The 16740-nt window shown below is 69.3% G+C and carries 10 protein-coding genes and 1 riboswitch; of the genes, 7 read left to right on the plus strand and 3 right to left on the minus strand.

The window, feature by feature from the left end:
* Window positions 1–151 precede the first annotated feature (151 nt).
* On the plus strand, window positions 152–1873 hold the full coding sequence (gene ggt / locus AB3X07_RS04915) for a gamma-glutamyltransferase (protein WP_369943268.1): 1722 nt from the start codon (window positions 152–154) through the stop codon (window positions 1871–1873).
* Window positions 1874–1936: 63 nt separating this feature from the next.
* On the opposite strand, the gene AB3X07_RS04920 is transcribed toward ggt, so the two are convergent.
* Window positions 1937–3514 (minus strand): BCCT family transporter, encoded by a 1578-nt coding sequence (locus AB3X07_RS04920; RefSeq protein WP_369943270.1) that lies wholly within the window; start codon window positions 3512–3514, stop codon window positions 1937–1939.
* A 331-nt stretch (window positions 3515–3845) separates the two neighbouring features.
* Between AB3X07_RS04920 and AB3X07_RS04925 the strand changes: the two genes are divergently transcribed.
* Entirely contained in the window at window positions 3846–5696 is a 1851-nt protein-coding gene (locus tag AB3X07_RS04925) for a methyl-accepting chemotaxis protein (protein WP_369943272.1), read from the plus strand.
* Window positions 5697–5956: 260 nt separating this feature from the next.
* Here the strand turns inward: AB3X07_RS04925 and AB3X07_RS04930 are convergent, their stop codons facing one another.
* Entirely contained in the window at window positions 5957–6568 is a 612-nt protein-coding gene (locus tag AB3X07_RS04930) for a hypothetical protein (protein ID WP_369943274.1), read from the minus strand.
* 142 nt (window positions 6569–6710) lie between these two features.
* Window positions 6711–6815, plus strand: a riboswitch (TPP riboswitch).
* Window positions 6816–6895: 80 nt separating this feature from the next.
* Between AB3X07_RS04930 and thiC the strand changes: the two genes are divergently transcribed.
* From thiC to AB3X07_RS04955, 5 genes are all read left to right on the plus strand, one after another.
* Complete coding sequence (gene thiC / locus AB3X07_RS04935) at window positions 6896–8806, plus strand: phosphomethylpyrimidine synthase ThiC (RefSeq protein WP_369943276.1); 1911 nt, start codon at window positions 6896–6898, stop codon at window positions 8804–8806.
* Between the two features lie 68 nt (window positions 8807–8874).
* Window positions 8875–9540, plus strand: a complete 666-nt coding sequence (locus tag AB3X07_RS04940) for an ion channel (RefSeq protein WP_369943278.1) — start codon at window positions 8875–8877, stop codon at window positions 9538–9540.
* Between the two features lie 250 nt (window positions 9541–9790).
* Window positions 9791–12139, plus strand: a complete 2349-nt coding sequence (locus AB3X07_RS04945) for a winged helix-turn-helix domain-containing protein (protein ID WP_369943280.1) — start codon at window positions 9791–9793, stop codon at window positions 12137–12139.
* Window positions 12140–12260: 121 nt separating this feature from the next.
* Window positions 12261–13157, plus strand: coding sequence for a helix-turn-helix transcriptional regulator (locus AB3X07_RS04950; RefSeq protein WP_369943282.1), 897 nt, complete (start codon window positions 12261–12263; stop codon window positions 13155–13157).
* Between the two features lie 48 nt (window positions 13158–13205).
* A complete protein-coding gene (locus AB3X07_RS04955; protein WP_369943284.1) occupies window positions 13206–16088 on the plus strand; it encodes a TonB-dependent receptor plug domain-containing protein in 2883 nt (960 codons plus the stop codon).
* A gap of 309 nt (window positions 16089–16397) precedes the next feature.
* Here AB3X07_RS04955 and AB3X07_RS04960 read toward each other — a convergent pair whose 3' ends face one another.
* Window positions 16398–16694 (minus strand): hypothetical protein, encoded by a 297-nt coding sequence (locus tag AB3X07_RS04960; RefSeq protein WP_369943286.1) that lies wholly within the window; start codon window positions 16692–16694, stop codon window positions 16398–16400.
* Window positions 16695–16740 lie beyond the last annotated feature (46 nt).

Raw genomic sequence — 16740 nt, forward strand, 5'->3', positions numbered from 1 at the left:
GTTACGCATGAAACGGAGGTGGCGCAGGCGGCGAATAGCGCCAATTGCGCGGAAATCCGGCCTTCGCCGATGACGCGTCGTGCACGCGTGCGCGGCGGCGTCGGCCGCACTCGGGTACGGTGGACGTCCCCTGTTTCCCGGAGAGCCGCGCATGTCCGTTTCGCTTCCTTCCCTGGCGCGCCTGGCGCTCGCGCTGGCGCTGGCGACGTCGGTGCCGGCGCAGGCCGCCGACCGCATCACCGGCCAGCCGTTCGCGACCCGCTCGGAAGTGATCGCCCCGCACGCCATGGCCGCCACCTCGCAGCCGCTGGCCACGCAGATCGCGCTGGAGACGATGCGCGACGGCGGCTCGGCGGTGGACGCGGCGATCGCCGCCAACGCCGCGCTGGGACTGATGGAGCCGACCGGCAACGGCGTCGGCGGCGACCTGTTCGCCATCGTCTGGGATCCGAAGACGCACAAGCTCTACGGCTACAACGGCTCCGGGCGCTCGCCGAAGGCGCTGACCCTGGCCGAATTCCAGCGCCGCGGGCTGAAGGAGATCCCGGCCACTGGCCCGTTGCCGGTCTCGGTGCCCGGTGCGGTCGATGGCTGGTTCGCGCTGCACGAGCGTTTCGGCCGCAGGACCATGGCGCAGAACCTGGCACCGGCGATTCGCTACGCCCGCGACGGCCATCCGGTGGCCGAGACCATCGCCTACTACTGGGACCGCTCGGTGCCGCGGCTGTCGCAGTACCCCGGCTTCAAGGAGCAGTTCACCGTCGACGGCCGCGCGCCGCGCAAGGGCGAGCTGTGGAAGAACCCGAACCTGGCCAACACCCTGCAGCAGATCGCCGACGGCGGCCGCGACGCGTTCTACAAGGGGCCGATCGCGCGCACCATCGATGCCTACTTCAAGGCCAACGGCGGCTTCCTGCGCTACGAGGACCTGGCCAGCCACCACGGCGAATGGGTCGAGCCGGTGTCCACCAACTACCGCGGCTACGACGTGTGGGAACTGCCGCCCAACAGCCAGGGCATCGCCGCGCTGCAGATGCTCAACATCCTGGAAGGCTACGATTTCTCCAGGATCCCGTTCGGCTCGGCCGAGCACGTGCACCTGTTCACCGAGGCGAAGAAGCTGGCCTTCGCCGACCGCGCGCGGTTCTACGCCGACCCGGCGTTCCAGCCGGCGCCGCTGGCGCGGCTGATCTCCAAGGACTACGCCGCGCAGCGGCGCGCGCTGATCTCGATGGACAAGGCGCTGAAGGAAGTGCAGCCGGGCACGCCGAAGCAATTGGAGGAGGGCGACACCATCTACCTGACCGTCGCCGATGCCGACGGCATGATGGTGTCGCTGATCCAGTCCAACTACCGCGGCATGGGCAGCGGCATGGCGCCGCCGGGGCTGGGCTTCATCCTCCAGGACCGCGGCGAGATGTTCGTGCTGCAGAAGGACCATCCCAACGGCTACGCGCCGGGCAAGCGTCCGTTCCAGACCATCATCCCGGCGTTCGTGACCAAGGACGGCAAGCCGTGGCTGAGCTTCGGGGTGATGGGCGGGGCGATGCAGCCGCAGGGCCACGTGCAGATCCTGATGAACCTGATCGACTTCCACATGAACCTGCAGGAGGCCGGCGACGCGCCGCGGATCCAGCACGACGGCTCCACCGAGCCGACCGGGCAGGCCACGGCGATGCGCGACGGCGGCGAACTGAACCTGGAGACCGGGTTTTCCTACGACACCATCCGCGAACTGATGCGCAAGGGCCATCGGGTGATCTTCGCCGATGGTCCCTACGGCGGCTACCAGGCGATCGCTCGCGATCCGGTCAGCGGCGTGTATTACGGCGCTTCGGAAAGCCGCAAGGACGGGCAGGCCGCCGGCTACTGAGTCCGGCCGGCACGCCGTCGCCGGCGGCCCGCTGCCGCGGCCGACGGCAAGCGGCGCCTGCGATCAGCGCGGCTCCCGCGCGCCCGCCGTCTCATCGCCGGTGGCGCCCTGCGCCGCCTGCTCGCGCGCGATCCAGGCCTCGATCATGTGCCGGGCGCGTTGCGCCTGGCGGTGTTGGCGGTTGGATTCGGCATCGAGCACGCGGTACAGCGACACGATCACCAGCACCATCAGCAAGGCGAACGGCAACGCGGCGATGGTGATCACGCCCTGCAGCGCGTCCAGGCCGCCGGCCAGCAACAGTACCGCCGCGATCAGCGCCACCGCCACGCCCCACACCAGCTTGCGCGCCAGCGGCGGGTCGCCGGCCTCGTCGGTGGACATGCTGGCCAGCACCAGCACCGCCGAATCGGCGGAACTGACGAAGAAGATCATCAGCAGCAACAGCGCCACGCTCGACAGCAGCAGCGATCCCGGCAGGCTGTCGAACAGGGTGAACAACACTGTCTCGTAGCCGTTGTGCAGCGCCTGCAGCATGTCGACGTGGCCGAACAGTTGCGACCACAGCGCGGTACCGCCGAACACCGAGAACCACAGGAAGCCGAGCAGGGTCGGCGCGAGCACCACGCCGACGACGAATTCGCGCACGCTGCGGCCGCGCGAGACGCGGGCGATGAACGAGCCGACGAACGGCGCCCAGGCGATCCACCAGGCCCAATAGAAAATGGTCCAGTCGGCCACCCAGCGATCGCCGGAGAACGGCGACATGCGCAGGCTCATCGTCACCAGCTGGTTGAGGTAGGTGCCCAGCGTGGTGGTGAAGGTGTCGAAGATGAAGCCGGTGGGACCGAGCACCAGCACGGCGGCCAGCAACAGTGCCGCCAGCGCCAGGTTGATGTTGGACAGCCACTTGATGCCGCGTTCCACGCCGGTGCTGGTGGAGATCATGTACAGCACGAAGGCCACGGCGATCACCGTCATCTGCAACGGCAACCCCGCGTGCACGCCGAACACGCGCTGCACGCCGGCGGCGATCTGGATGGTGCCGAAGCCCAGCGTGGTCGCCACGCCGACCGCGGTGGCGACCACCGCGGCGATGTTCACGCTCTGCCCGATCCAGCCGCGATGATGGCGGCCGATGACCGGCTGCAGGATGTCGCTGATCAGCCCGCGGCCGTTGCGGTTGTACTGGAACCAGGCCATCGCCAGGCCGATCAGCCCGTAGATCGCCCAGGGATGCAGGCCCCAGTGGAAGAAGGCATAGCGCATCGACGCGCGCGCCGCCTGCATGCTCTCCGGCGCCAGCCCTTCCGGCGGCTTGAGGAAATGCGAGATCGGCTCGGCCGCGCCCCAGAACACCAGCCCGATGCCCATGCCGGCGGCGAACAGCATCGACAGCCAACTGGCGCGGGAGAAATCGGGTTCGGCATCTTCGCCGCCGATGCGCAGGTTGCCGAAGCGGCCGAACGCCAAGTACAGCAGGAAGCTCAGGGTCAGGAACACGATCAGCAGGTACAACCAGCCGGCGCTGCGGATCACGTCGGCCAGCGCGGTCTGCACCACTGCGTTGAACGGGCCGGGGGCGAGCCCGGCGATCAGCACCAGCAGGGCCACCAGCGCGATGGAAATGCGGAACACCATGGCAGGAGAGTCTCCGGTCGGGAAGCGCGAGAGGGCGCCGGCGCAACACGCGCTGGCGCTACGCCGCGGCCGCCGTCGTGCCTGCTGCGGGGCGGGGACCATACCGGGCTCACCGTCACGAGGCCGTTATGGCGCGCTGCGCAGGCTGTGCCCGGCGTGTTGCCGTGCCGTGCCGCGGTGTCGGAGCGGGAGGCGGGCCGTCCTGTGCCAGCGTCGTGCCTGAACGCGCAAGGCGGCGGGCATGACGCCGGTCCCGGTTGCGCACCCGCCCGCTCAGCTTGCGCGGCGGCGGCCGATACCATGGCGGAAGGATTCCTGGAGGGGGAAGACGATGGCGTTGTTCACACGCAGCCCAGGCGCCGATGCCGGGCATGCCGCGGCCTTGCCGGATGCGCCGGTGGCGCTGCTCAGGTTGGACCAACAGGGGCGCGTGAGCGCCGCCAACCGTGCCGCGCTGGATCTGCTCGGACTGCAGGGCGACGCCCTGCTGGGCGAACCCTGCGAGGCGGTCTGGGGCCTGCCGCTGGCGGCGCTGGTCGGCAGCGAAGGCAGTTGGCTGGCGTCCAACGACGACCCGGCGCGGCGGGTGCGCTACCAGCGCGATCGCGACGGCGACGGTTGGCTGCTGTCGCTGCCGCACGCGGAGACCGCCACGCTGCTGCGCGACGTCGCCCTGCTCGGCGCCGGCCAGACGCAGGGCGCGACCAGCCCGGCGTTGCAGGCGCTGGCGCAGCGACTGCAGGCCGGCGCGCAGGCGCAGGCATTGCTGGAGCGCGTCGGCGAGCGCCTGACCGGCTGCGACCTGGACCTGGGCCTGCACACGCCGCTGTTGCCGCAGGAGACCGAAGCGATGGCCGGCCGGCGCCTGTCGGCCGGGTTCGGCAATCTCGCCGAGGCGATCCGCCAGGCGGTCGCGCTGTCGCTGCAGATCGCCGCCGACGTGCCGCACGTGGTCGCGGAGAACGACGAGCTGGCGCGGCAATCGCAGACCCAGATGGACGCCTTGCAGACAGTGGTGGCGACCACCCGCCGACTGCTGCAGGGGCTGCAGGAGATGAACCAGGAACTGCGTGCGGTGATCGCGGTGGCGGCCAGCGCCGACGACAGCGCGCGCCAGGGCGTGGACGCGGCGCGCGCGCTGGGCCAGGCGATGCGCGAAGTGGAACGGCGTTCGGCGCGCGCCAGCGAGGTCATCGCGGTGATCGACGCGGTCGCGTTCCAGACCAACATCCTGTCGATCAACGCCAGCATCGAGGCGGTGCACGCCGGCCCCGCCGGGCGCGGCTTCGCCGTGGTCGCCAGCGAAATCCGGCGCCTGGCCGAGCAGGCCGGCGCCGCGGCGCGCGACGTGCGCACCATCATCGGCGAGACCGGCAGCGCGCTGAACGAGAGCGCCGCCTCGGCGCAGCGCACCGAGCAGGTGCTCGGCGGCATCGGCGAGCTGCTCGGGCGCGCCAGTGCGGCGATGGAGACCGTGGCCACCCGCGTCGCCGCGCAAGGCGAGGAGATCGGTGGCATCGATCGCGCGGTCGAGCACGTGGTCGGACTCAGTCGCAGCAATCTGGAGCACGTTTCCAAGGTGGTCGAGCGCAGCGCGGCGCTGGCCGCGGGCAGCGCCACGCTGCATGACTGCGTGGGCCTGTTCCGGCTGCCGGCCGACCCCATGCGGCAGCCGCGCCACGCGCGCGTCCGCGAGCTGGCGACGGCGACCGCCGGGCGCATCGGGCAGGCGCTGGCCGATGCCGTGGCGCGCGGCCGCATCGGCGAGGACGCCTTGTTCTCCACCGAGTACACGCCCATCGCCGGCATCGATCCGCCCAAATACCGCACCGCGTTCGACGCGCTATGCGACGAACTGCTGCCGCCATTGCAGGAGCCGCTGCTGGCCGCGCATCCGTGGATCGTGTTCGCGATCTGCGCCAATCCGGACGGCTACGTGCCGACCCACAACCTGCGCTTCAGCCAACCGCTGAGCGGCGATCGCGCCCGCGACCTGGTCGGCAACCGCACCAAGCGCATCTTTTCCGACCGCGTTGGGCGCAGCGTCGGCCGCCATACCCAGCCCTATCTGCTGCAGGTATACCGGCGCGACACCGGGCAGATCCTGTTCGACCTGTCGGTGCCGGTGAACGTGCGCGGCAGACACTGGGGCGGTCTGCGCGTGGCCTACGTGCTGGAGTGAGCGCCACCCGGGTGCTGGACAAAAAAACGCCACCGGCGGGACGCCGGCGGCAGGGGAGAGAGAGCGTGGTTCTTGTGCGGCCAGGCTAGGCGCGGCATGTGGCCGAGGTTTGTCGCGGCAAGCCTGTCGCATGGCACGGCCGACACGAAGCCGTGCCGGTTGTGCGCCGATTCAGCCAGTCGGCCGCGCCGATGCGCGGCACGGGCGTTGCCGAGCGCGGCGGAACACGGTGCGCCGGACGCATCGGCCTCCCAGGCAGATCAGCGTAACGGCGAGCGGCCGGCCCACAGTTCGCGGCAGACGCTGTCGACATCGAGCGCGTCGTCCTCCAGCACCGCGTCGACGAAGGCCTCGCGCGCCTGCTGCGGGCTCATGCCGGCGCGGTAGTCGCGGGCGACGCGGGCATTCGCCGGCAGTCGGATGAAGTTGGACTCCGGGGCGACCAGGTCGCCCTCGAACGTGCCGAGGAACTCGATACTATGCGCATCCTCGATCAGCGTGCCCACGCGGCCGTGCCCGGTGCAGCCGAAGATGCGATCGCCGTAGGACAGGCCGACCAGGGTCTGGCAGTCCAGGTCGCCGAACACGTAGAGGCCGCCGTTGGCGATCACCGCGCGGGCGCGCAGCTGGCCGGCGACGATCAGGCTGCCGATATCGTTGACGAACAGGATGTCGCATTCCAGATCGCCGAGGACCACAAGCACGTTCTGGTCGATCTCCAGCGCCCCATCGATCCGCAACGGGCCGTCGCAGGCATCGAAGCCCTCCTCGCCGGCGCGGAAGCGCAGGTGCTCCCAGTCCGTCGGGCAGCGCGCCTGCAATTCGGCGGCTTCGGCGTCGGTCAAGGGGCGGCGTGCAATGGTCGAGGGCATGGTGGGTGACATCCAGTCTGGGTGGGCGCGCAGCATGGCCGACGGGCGCGGAGACGTCCAGATCGGCGCCAGCAGGAAGCGCCTGCAGTCGGCGCGCGGCCGGCCGCGCATTGGGGCCACCGCGCGTTTCGTGTTCTAATCCGCGCCGAAGCGGGGGTACCTGCGGCCATGCGGCCGGCGGGTTGAGACAGTCCCTTCGAACCTGACGCGGCTCATACCGCCGTAGGGAAGCTTCGCAGCCATGCTCCGCGCCCGAGGTCCGTGCGCGGAATGCGGATGCGCCGCCGCTTCGTCCCGCCCGCCCAGGGCTCGCACAGGACGAAGGCCATGAACGCAGTTCCCTCCGCGCTGATCCAGCAGACCGAGCAGCTCTCCGAATCGGTGACGCGCCCGATCCCCGGCTCACGCAAGATCCATGTGCAAGGCACGCGCGCCGACCTGCGCGTGCCGATGCGCGAGATCGCGTTGACCCGCACCCCGACCCTGTTCGGCGGCGAGGACAATCCGCCCATCACCGTCTACGACACCTCCGGCCCGTACACCGATCCGGACGCGGCGATCGATCTGCGTGCCGGCCTGGCGCCGCTGCGCGCGCGCTGGATCGAGGAACGTGGCGACAGCGTGGCGCTGGACCGGCTGAGCTCCGCGTTCGGCCGCGAGCGCGAGGGCAATGCGCGGCTGGACGCGGTGCGCTTCCCGGGCCGGCGCCTGCCGCGGCGCGCGGCGGCAGGCGCCAACGTCACCCAGATGCACTACGCGCGGCGCGGCATCGTCACCCCGGAAATGGAGTTCGTCGCGATCCGCGAGAACCAGCGGCTGGAGGCGGTGCGCGATGCGCAGCTGCGCCAGCAGCATCCCGGCGAGGCGTTCGGCGCCAGCATCCAGCCGTGCATCACCCCGGAATTCGTGCGCGCCGAGATCGCCCGCGGCCGCGCCATCCTGCCGTGCAACATCAACCATCCGGAAAGCGAGCCGATGATCATCGGCCGCAACTTCCTGACCAAGATCAACGCCAACATCGGCAACAGCGCGCTCAGTTCCGGCATCGCCGAGGAAGTGGAGAAGCTGGTGTGGGCGATCCGCTGGGGCGGCGACACGGTGATGGACCTGTCCACCGGCAAGCACATCCACGAGACCCGCGAGTGGATCGTGCGCAATTCGCCGGTGCCGATCGGCACCGTGCCGATCTACCAGGCGCTGGAAAAGGTGGATGGCCGCGCCGAGGAACTGACCTGGGAGATCTTCCGCGACACCCTGATCGAGCAGGCCGAGCAGGGCGTGGACTACTTCACCATCCATGCCGGGGTGCTGCTGCGCTACGTACCGCTGACCGCCAAGCGCGTCACCGGCATCGTCTCGCGCGGCGGCTCGATCCTGGCCAAATGGTGCCTGGCGCATCACAAGGAGAACTTCCTCTACACCCACTTCGAGGACATCTGCGAGATCATGAAGGCCTACGACGTGGCCTTCTCGCTGGGCGACGGGTTGCGCCCGGGCTGCATCGCCGACGCCAACGACGCCGCCCAGTTCGGAGAACTGGAGACGCTCGGCGAACTGACCAAGATCGCCTGGAAGCACGACGTGCAGACCATGATCGAAGGCCCAGGCCACGTGCCGATGCAATTGATCAAGCAGAACATGGACAAGCAGCTGCGCGAGTGCGGCGAGGCGCCGTTCTACACGCTGGGGCCGCTGACCACCGACATCGCGCCGGGCTACGACCACATCACCTCGGCGATCGGCGCAGCGATGATCGGCTGGTTCGGCACCGCGATGCTGTGCTACGTCACGCCGAAGGAGCATCTGGGCCTGCCCAACCGCGCCGACGTGCGCGACGGCATCATGGCCTACAGGATCGCCGCGCACGCGGCCGACCTGGCCAAGGGCCATCCGGGCGCGCAGGTGCGCGACAACGCGCTGAGCAAGGCGCGCTTCGAGTTCCGCTGGGACGACCAGTTCCACCTGGGCCTGGATCCGGACAGGGCCAGGGAGTTCCACGACGAGACCCTGCCCAAGGACGCGCACAAGCTGGCGCATTTCTGTTCGATGTGCGGCCCGCACTTCTGCTCGATGAGCATCTCCCAGGACCTGCGCGGCGAGTCCGCGCAGGGCACCCAGGACGTGCGCGACTACGCCGCCGAGCACGGCGTCGGCGAGACCGACGCGCTGCAGGCCGGCATGGCCGAGAAGGCGGCGCAGTTCCGCGACGCCGGCGCCGAGGTGTACCGGCAGGAGTAGCCGCCGCGCCGTCACCGCCGTGGCGTGCGCTTGTCTATGATGCGCGCACTCCACTTTCGGAAGTCCGCATGCTCCGCTACGCGATCGCCCTGCGCCGCCACCCATCCGCGTTGCTGCTGGGCGTGCAGTTGCTGGGGCTGTTGCTGTATCCGCTGATGGAGGACACCGCGGCCGGGCGCGCGCTGTTCGGCGCGTTCGGCATCGTGGTGCTGGGCCTGGCGCTGTGGGTGGTCAACCGCAGCCCGGCGGTGCTGTGGATCGCCTGGTGCCTGGCGCTGCCGTCGGTGGTGCTGTCGATCGCCGCGGCCCTGCTCGGCAGCGCGGCGCTGGCCATCGCCGCGCAGTCGCTGGAGAGCCTGCTGTACTTCTATACCGCGGCCAGCCTGATCGCCTACATGCTGCAGGACCACGAGGTCACCCGCGACGAACTGTACGCGGCCGGCGCGACCTTCACCTTGCTGGCGTGGGCCTTCGCCTTCGCCTTCTCGGTGTGCCAGCAGTGGTTGCCCGGCAGCTTCACCGCCGCGGTGGACGCGTCGTCGCCGCGCACCTGGATGGAACTGCTGTACCTGAGTTTCAGCGTGCTGTCCGGCGTGGGCCTGAGCGACGTGGTGCCGGTGCAGCCGCTGGCGCGTTCGCTGGTGATGCTCGAACAGTTCGCCGGGGTGATGTACATCGCGCTGGTGGTGTCGCGGCTGATCGGGCTCAGCGTCACACGAAAACCGAAAGCCTGAATCGCAGCTAAAAAAAACGCGCCAAGGGCGCGTAATCGTGCAACGTTTATCTGAGCGTCGTCGGCGGAGAGAGAGCCTGTAGTTGCTTCGCCACGCGTGGTGGCGGCAGCGACTAGGGTAGAATTTGTCGGCGTCGCCACGCCTGGCTGCATTCGTCGCATGGGTTTGCCGAATCTGCCCGTTGGCGCCATCCGGCGCCGCGTCGCGACGCATTCCCCTCCCTCGCAGATCGTTGTTGCCCTCGTCGCGCATGTCCTCGCCTTCTTCCGCCAACCCGCCGCTTCCGGATCGGATGCAGGTCGGCGATTGCCTGGTGCTGCTGTCGCTGCGCGAAGTGCATGCGCCGCGCGCGCGCCGGCCGCAGCGGCTCACGCCCAAGGCGATGGGCGTGCTGCGCGTGCTGCTGGCGCAGCCCGGGCAGGTGGTGGAGCGCGAGACGCTGCTGGCCCAGGTGTGGCCGGATACGTTGCCGACCAACGATGTGGTGACCCAGGCCGTCACCCAGTTGCGCAAGGCCTTCGCCGCCGGCGCCAAGGGCGATGCGCCGGTCTATATCGAGACCCTGGCCAAGACCGGCTATCGGCTGGTGGCGCCCGTGCAGGCGGTGCCGGACGTGGCCGCGGACATCGCGCAGCCGGCCGCTGCGGCGGTCGCCGAACCGACGGCCGTCGCGGCGCAGGCCACGCTCGAGCCGCCGGCCGACACCGTGCTGGCGCCTGTCGCCGCGCCGCCGCCAGCCCCCTCGCAGGCGCCCCCGCGGCGGGCGCAGGTGGCGCTGGCCGCCGTCGCCGGCGCGGGCCTGATGCTGCTGGCGATGCTGCTGTGGTGGCTGCCGCGCGCCGGCCTGGAAGCGGCGCAGGGCGAGCAGGAGCGGGTGGTCGGCAGTCCCGAGCCGCCGTATCGGCTGATCACCACGATGCCGGGCTTCGAACTGGAGCCGGCGCTGTCGCCGGACGGCACGCAGGTGGCGTTCGCCGCCGGCATCGCCGGCCGCAGCGGCACGCAACTGTTGGTGCAGGCGACCGGCCGCGCGGCCGGCAGTGCGCCGTCGCGGCCGCTGCTGGCGCCGGGCCCGGACGAGTCCGACCGCTTGCCGGCCTGGTCGCCCGACGGCCAGCGCATCGCCTTCGCCCGGCTCGGTCCCGAGGGCCGTTGCCAGGTGATGATCGCCGCCGCCGACGGCCACGGCGCCGCGCGCACCGCGGTGCGCTGCGACGGCACCGAACTGCTCAGTTTCGCCTGGACGCCGGACGGGCGCGGGCTGCTGTTCGGCAGCATGACCGGGCGCCAGGCCAGCCGCGGCATCCGCGTGCTCGACCTGGCCAGCGGCCGCTGGCGTGCGCTGGCGTATCCGATCGCCGAAGGCGATTTCGACTATATGCCGCGCTATTCCCCGGACGGGCGGTGGATCGCGTTCGTGCGCAATCCGCAGATGGGCGGGCTGTGGCGGATGCCGGCCGCCGGCGGGCGCGCCGAGCCGCTGACCCGCGAGTTCGCCGAGATCCGCGGCTGGGACTGGAGCGAGGACGGCCGCGGCATCGTGTTCGGGCGCCGCATCGACAGCGAGACCCGCCTGTACCGGCTGGATACCGCCTCGCTGCGGCTGCGCGACCTGGACGTGGGCGACGCGCAGTCGCCGACCGTGTCGCGCGATGGCGGACGCCTGGCCTTCGTGCACCGGCGCCCGCAGTTCGCGCTCTACCGCATCGCCGCCGGCGACGGCCGCGGCAAGCGCGACAGCCAGCGCCTGTTCGCCTCCACCGGGCGCGACGGGCAGCCGGTGATCGCGCCCGACGGCCGCCAACTGGCCTTCACCTCCGACCGCTCCGGCAGCTATGCGCTGTGGTGGGGCGACGTGACCCAGCCGCAATCGCTGCGCCAGATCGAAGGGCTGCGCCCGGAGAACCGCCAGTCGCCGGCCTGGTCGGCCGATAGCCAGTCGCTGCTGGTCAACGGGCGCGATCCGCAGGGGCGCTCGGTGCTCTACGAAGTGCGTCCGCAGTCCGGCAGCGTGGTGCCGCTGCCGGTGCCCTCCGGCGAGCCGCTGCAGGCGGTGTACACCGCCGATCCGGGGCAGTTGCTGGTGTTGCTCGGCGAGAACGGGCACACCCGGCTGCACCTGTACGACCGGCGCAGCCAGCCGTGGCGGCGCCTGGCCACGCTGGACGACGTCTCGCAGCTGCGCATGGATCCGCTCAGCGGCCAGGTGCTGTTCACCCGCCTGGCGCGCAGCGGCCTGTGGCGCGCCGACGCCACCCTGGATCCGGCCAGCGTGGCGGTGGTGGATACGGCGGTGCCGTCGCTGTGGCGGTACCGGACCTGGGCGGTCGGCGCGACCGGCGACGTGCGCTATCTGTTCCCGACCGGCGAATGCGCCAGCCGGCTGGCGCGCATCGGCGGCGGGCTCGGCGACAGCGTGTGCCTGGACCGCGACCGGCTCAGCTCGGTCAACGGCTTCAGCATCGACCCGCGCAGTGGCGACGTGTACGCGTCGCTGGCGGTGGAGGACGGCAGCGACATCGGCTTCATGCGCATGCCCAAGAACGCCGGCTGGTTCTCGGTGATCACTTCCAAGTGGTTGCTGCGCAAGGGAAATTGACCTTCGTAAGTTGTTCGTGCCGGCGTCGTGCCGATTTCGGACAAACATCGCCACATCGTCCTGACCCTGCCGCCACATTCGGCAAGACTGCGCGCCGGTTCAAGCAAACTGGGTGCGTCGCATGCGGCATGTGTTCCTGGCCGATCGTGGGCAACAACTGATTCTGGACAACGACGACGCGCCGGTCGGATCGGCCTGCCTGGGCGCGGCGCGCCTGGGCAGCCTGCAGGCCGCCCAGGCGGCGTTCACGGTGTGGATCCAGGTGCGCGGCAGCGCCTGGATCGACGCCAAGGAAGGCCGCTTCGAACTGCGCCGCGGGCAGTGGCTGGCGTTCGAGCGCGATTCGCGGCCGCTGGTGCAGGCCGACCGCGACGGCTTGTGCATCGGCCTGAACCTGGACGCCGACGCCTTGAAGGCATTGGGGCGGATGGCCGATGCGACCCTGTACGCCGGCCGCGGCGCGCTTTCGATCGGCGAGGCGCGCATCGCGCTGCGCCTGTGGCGGCAGGCCGCGGCGCGGCCGGGCGAGGTGCTGGCGATGCGCCCGGTGCTGCTGCACCTGGCCTCGATCCAGGGCGAACTGTCGCACCGCGTGCAGCGCTGCCCGGGCCGCTCGCGGGTACGCAAGCGCCAAGTGTTCGGGCGCATGCAGCGCGCGCACCTGTACCTGGACGGCCACCGCGACCGCGTGGTGCGCATCAGCGAACTGGCCGAACTGACCAACTTCTCCAGTTGGTACCTGTCCAAGACCTTCCAGAGCCTGTACGAGGAAAGCCCGCAGGCGCTGTCGGCGCGGCTGCGCCTGGAACGCGCCGCGGACCTGCTGCGCGAGACCACGATGATGATCGGCGAAGTCGCTGCCGCCAGCGGTTTCGACAACTGCTGCAGCTTCGCCCGCGCGTTCCGTGCGCGCTTCGGCGTCTCCGCTTCGCAATATCGGCAAGCGGCAACGGTGCCGCCAGAATCGGCAAAGTCTGCGAACGGCAGGGGCAAAGCAGTCACGCTCACCGGAACGTAACGTGCCGGGGGCGCTTAACACGCCCCTAACGTTACCCTGGAGAGATTGATGAACTTTCGCACTTCCGCAGTGCGGCTGGGCTTGCTGCCCGCCAGCATCGCGATCGCGTTGACGCCGGCCATCGCCGGCGCGCAAGAGTCCACCGCCACCGATGGCGCCCCGACCAACCTCGACCGCATCGAGGTCACCGGCTCGCGCATCCGCCAGGCCAGTTCCGAGACCGCGCAGCCGGTGATCGCGCTGCAGCGCGCCGACATCGAGAAGCAGGGCTTCACCAGCGTCGCCGACATCGTGCAGAACCTGGCCGCGACCGGTTCGCCGGCGATCAGCCGCGCCGACGCCCTGTCCTCGGGCGAAGAAGTCGGCGGCCAGTACGTCGATCTGCGCAACCTCGGCCCGGAGCGCACCCTGGTGCTGCTGGACGGCAAGCGCATGGGCATCAGCTCGGCCGGCTACAGCGACCTGGCCTCGATCCCGACCTCGATGGTCGAGCGCGTGGAAGTGCTGACCGACGGCGCCTCGGCGATCTACGGTTCCGACGCCATCGCCGGCGTGATCAACATCATCACCCGCAAGAATTTCAACGGCCTCGACGCCAGCGCCTACATCGGCCAGTACGGCCAGGGCGACGGCCAGAAGCAGACCTACAGCTTCGCCTACGGCACCACCACCGACCGTGGCTCGCTGAGCCTGGGCGCCGAGTACAGCAAGGAAGAGCCGGTCTACGCCAAGGACCGCTCCTTCACCGCCTCGCCGAACGGCGTGTACCACCCGGTTCCGACCAGCGACGCCGCCGTCAACGGCTGGAGCGCCGCCACCAACCGCGGCGTGCTGATCGATGGCGACGACAACTGGTACACCCTGAACCAGGGCGGCAACCCCGCCAACATCGGCGACTACCACCCGACCGATTACCGCGACTACACCAACGCCAACCAGGAAATGTTCCTGCAGACGCAGATCGAGCGTCGCTCGGTGTTCGCCAACGGCAGCTTCGACCTGACCGACAATCTGCGCGCCAAGGCCGACGTGCTGTACACCCGTCGCGAGACCCTGCAGCAGATCGCCGGCTACCCGTACCAGTCCGAGGTCTATTCGACCCCGCTGGCCGCCGACAGCATCTACAACCCGCTGGGCACCGAAGCCAACTTCATCCGCCGTACTTCGGAAGTGCCGCGCCAGACCCGCTCCGAGCTGGAAACCTTCCGCTTCAGCGGCGGCCTGGAAGGCTCCTTCCAGCTGGGCGACAACTACTGGGATTGGGACGTGGGCTACGTCTACAACCAGAACAAGGGCACCAAGACCGGCACCGGCAACCTGTTCATCCCGAACGTGACCAACGCCGTCGGCTCCTCGTTCGTCGACGCCAACGGCGTGGCCCGTTGCGGCACCGCCGGCAACGCGATCGCCGGCTGCACGCCGTGGAACCCGCTGCTGCCGTACGGCGCCACCGGTGCCGGCTCGCTGGCCGACCCGGCGCTGCAGGCCTACCTGTTCCTGCCGTCGCACGACACCTCGACCACCACCACCAAGATCTACAGCGCCAACCTCAGCGGCACCATCATGGCGCTGCCGGCCGGCGACCTGGCGATGGCGGCGGGCTACGAGCACCGCAGCGAGAACGCCAAGTACGAGCCGGACGCGCTGCTGCAGTCGGGCCTGAGCACCGACCTGGCCGGCGCGCCGACCAAGGGCGGCTACTCGCTGGACGAGGTGTACCTGGAGTTCAACATCCCGGTGCTGGCCGACATGCCGTTCGCCAAGGAACTGTCGTTCGACGTTGCTGGCCGCTACTCGGACTACAACACCTTCGGCGACACCACCAACAGCAAGTTCGGCCTGAAGTGGAAGCCGATCGACGACCTGCTGGTGCGCGGCACCTACGCCACCGGCTTCCGTGCGCCGACCGTGGCCGACCTGTTCGGCGGCACCTCGCAGACCTTCGACAACTACACCGACCCGTGCGATACCAGCTTCGGCTCGGCCGCGCGCAACCCGTCGGTCGCGCAGCTGTGCGGCGCGCAGGGCGTGCCGGCGAACTTCCGCCAGATGACCTCCGGCGGCGCCACCTCCACCGGCCCGGGCACGCAGTCGTACAGCGCGTTCGAGTCCGGCTCCAATGCGCAGCTGCTGCCTGAGACCTCCAAGACCTACACCGTGGGTCTGGTCTACAGCCCGAGCTACGTCAGCGGCCTGGACGTGAGCCTGGATTGGTGGAAGATCCGCATCGACGACGTCATCGCCGCCGAGTCGGTCACCTCCATCCTCAACCAGTGCTACGTGCAGAACATCGCCTCGGCCTGCGACCGCTTCACCCGTGCCACCGAAGGCCGCAACATCAACCAGGTCGACACGGTCACGCGTACGCTGATCAACGGCGGCTACCAGGAGACCGCGGGTTACGACCTGGGCGTGCGTTACCGCCTGCCTGACACGGCATTCGGCAACTTCGTCGTCGACTGGAAGACCACCTACGTGGACTACCTGTCGTACAAGCGCGACAACGAATCGCAGACGCCGGTCGAACAGCGTAATGGCTGGTCCAGCGCCGACTGGGGTTCCAACTTCCGCGTGCGTTCCAATCTGAACCTGGATTGGAGCTTCGGCAACCTGGGCGTGAACTGGGGCGTGCGTTACTACTCCGGCACCAAGGAAGCGTGCTCGTACGAAGGCGGCAGCGAGTGCAATCTGCCGAACTTCTCCTCGGCCTACACCCAGCTGCAGCCGTCGCGCGAAGTCGGTTCCAACACCTTCCACGACGTGCAGGTGCGTTACACCGCGCCGTGGAATGCGACGATCGCGGTGGGCGCCAACAACGTGTTCGACCACCAGGGTGCGCAGATGTACAGCAAGCCGAACTCGAGCTTCTCGTACTACGGCGGCTTCGACATCGGTCGCTTCCTGTACATGAAGTACACCCAGCGCTTCTGATCCAGTCGCGTCTGAGCAACAAGAAAGACGGGCCGCAAGGCCCGTCTTTTTTTGGTTTGGTGCAGCGCGGTAGTGCGCTGGATCATGCGGTGGCTTGAGCGGGCGGTTATCCGTACGCGACCGGTGGTGGTGTTCCGTCGAACCACCTTGGCGATGGCGGGCACTCCGTCGGCACGGCATTTCGCGGGTTGGACGGTTTCCGATTGGAGGCTCGATCCAGCAGCGATGATCGCTGCAAAGCAGTTGCCGGCGCGGTCGTGTCGACGCCATGGCTGAGGCCCGGGGTTGATCGGGCTGCCTCACGCGGAACTAAATTGGGCTGATGCCTTTGAATGCCCCAAATCTTCCGATGTCTGCTCCTGCCGCTCTCAAGAACGCCACGGCAGCGTCGAAATCCTCGAATTCTCGGCGTTGTTCAAAGTCGCCGTAGTCATCGACCGCGTCGATCTTCGAGAGCTCGATTGAAAACGTGTAGGCAAGGAATTTCTCGCCGATTCTTTTGATGGCGTATTGATTGAAGATCTCCACGCCATCCGGCCTGGTTTCCTCGGAGTAGCCTTTTGTCCTCCTTGAATTCAGGGCATCGAGCAAGGGCGAGTCGTTCAAACTTGTCTCCACGGGGAATTTCGGACGTCCGGACATCCATGGTGTC

The sequence above is a fragment of the Xanthomonas sp. DAR 35659 genome, from assembly GCF_041242975.1.
Lineage (GTDB): Bacteria > Pseudomonadota > Gammaproteobacteria > Xanthomonadales > Xanthomonadaceae > Xanthomonas_A > Xanthomonas_A medicagonis.

What these genes read in the sequence shown, in the direction of transcription:
- ggt (WP_369943268.1), top strand. Translation starts at nt 152, where the DNA reads ATGTCCGTTTCGCTTCCTTCCCTGGCGCGCCTGGCGCTCGCGCTGGCG.
- AB3X07_RS04920 (WP_369943270.1), bottom strand. Translation starts at nt 3,514, where the DNA reads ATGGTGTTCCGCATTTCCATCGCGCTGGTGGCCCTGCTGGTGCTGATC.
- AB3X07_RS04925 (WP_369943272.1), top strand. Translation starts at nt 3,846, where the DNA reads ATGGCGTTGTTCACACGCAGCCCAGGCGCCGATGCCGGGCATGCCGCG.
- AB3X07_RS04930 (WP_369943274.1), bottom strand. Translation starts at nt 6,568, where the DNA reads ATGCCCTCGACCATTGCACGCCGCCCCTTGACCGACGCCGAAGCCGCC.
- thiC (WP_369943276.1), top strand. Translation starts at nt 6,896, where the DNA reads ATGAACGCAGTTCCCTCCGCGCTGATCCAGCAGACCGAGCAGCTCTCC.
- AB3X07_RS04940 (WP_369943278.1), top strand. Translation starts at nt 8,875, where the DNA reads ATGCTCCGCTACGCGATCGCCCTGCGCCGCCACCCATCCGCGTTGCTG.
- AB3X07_RS04945 (WP_369943280.1), top strand. Translation starts at nt 9,791, where the DNA reads ATGTCCTCGCCTTCTTCCGCCAACCCGCCGCTTCCGGATCGGATGCAG.
- AB3X07_RS04950 (WP_369943282.1), top strand. Translation starts at nt 12,261, where the DNA reads ATGCGGCATGTGTTCCTGGCCGATCGTGGGCAACAACTGATTCTGGAC.
- AB3X07_RS04955 (WP_369943284.1), top strand. Translation starts at nt 13,206, where the DNA reads ATGAACTTTCGCACTTCCGCAGTGCGGCTGGGCTTGCTGCCCGCCAGC.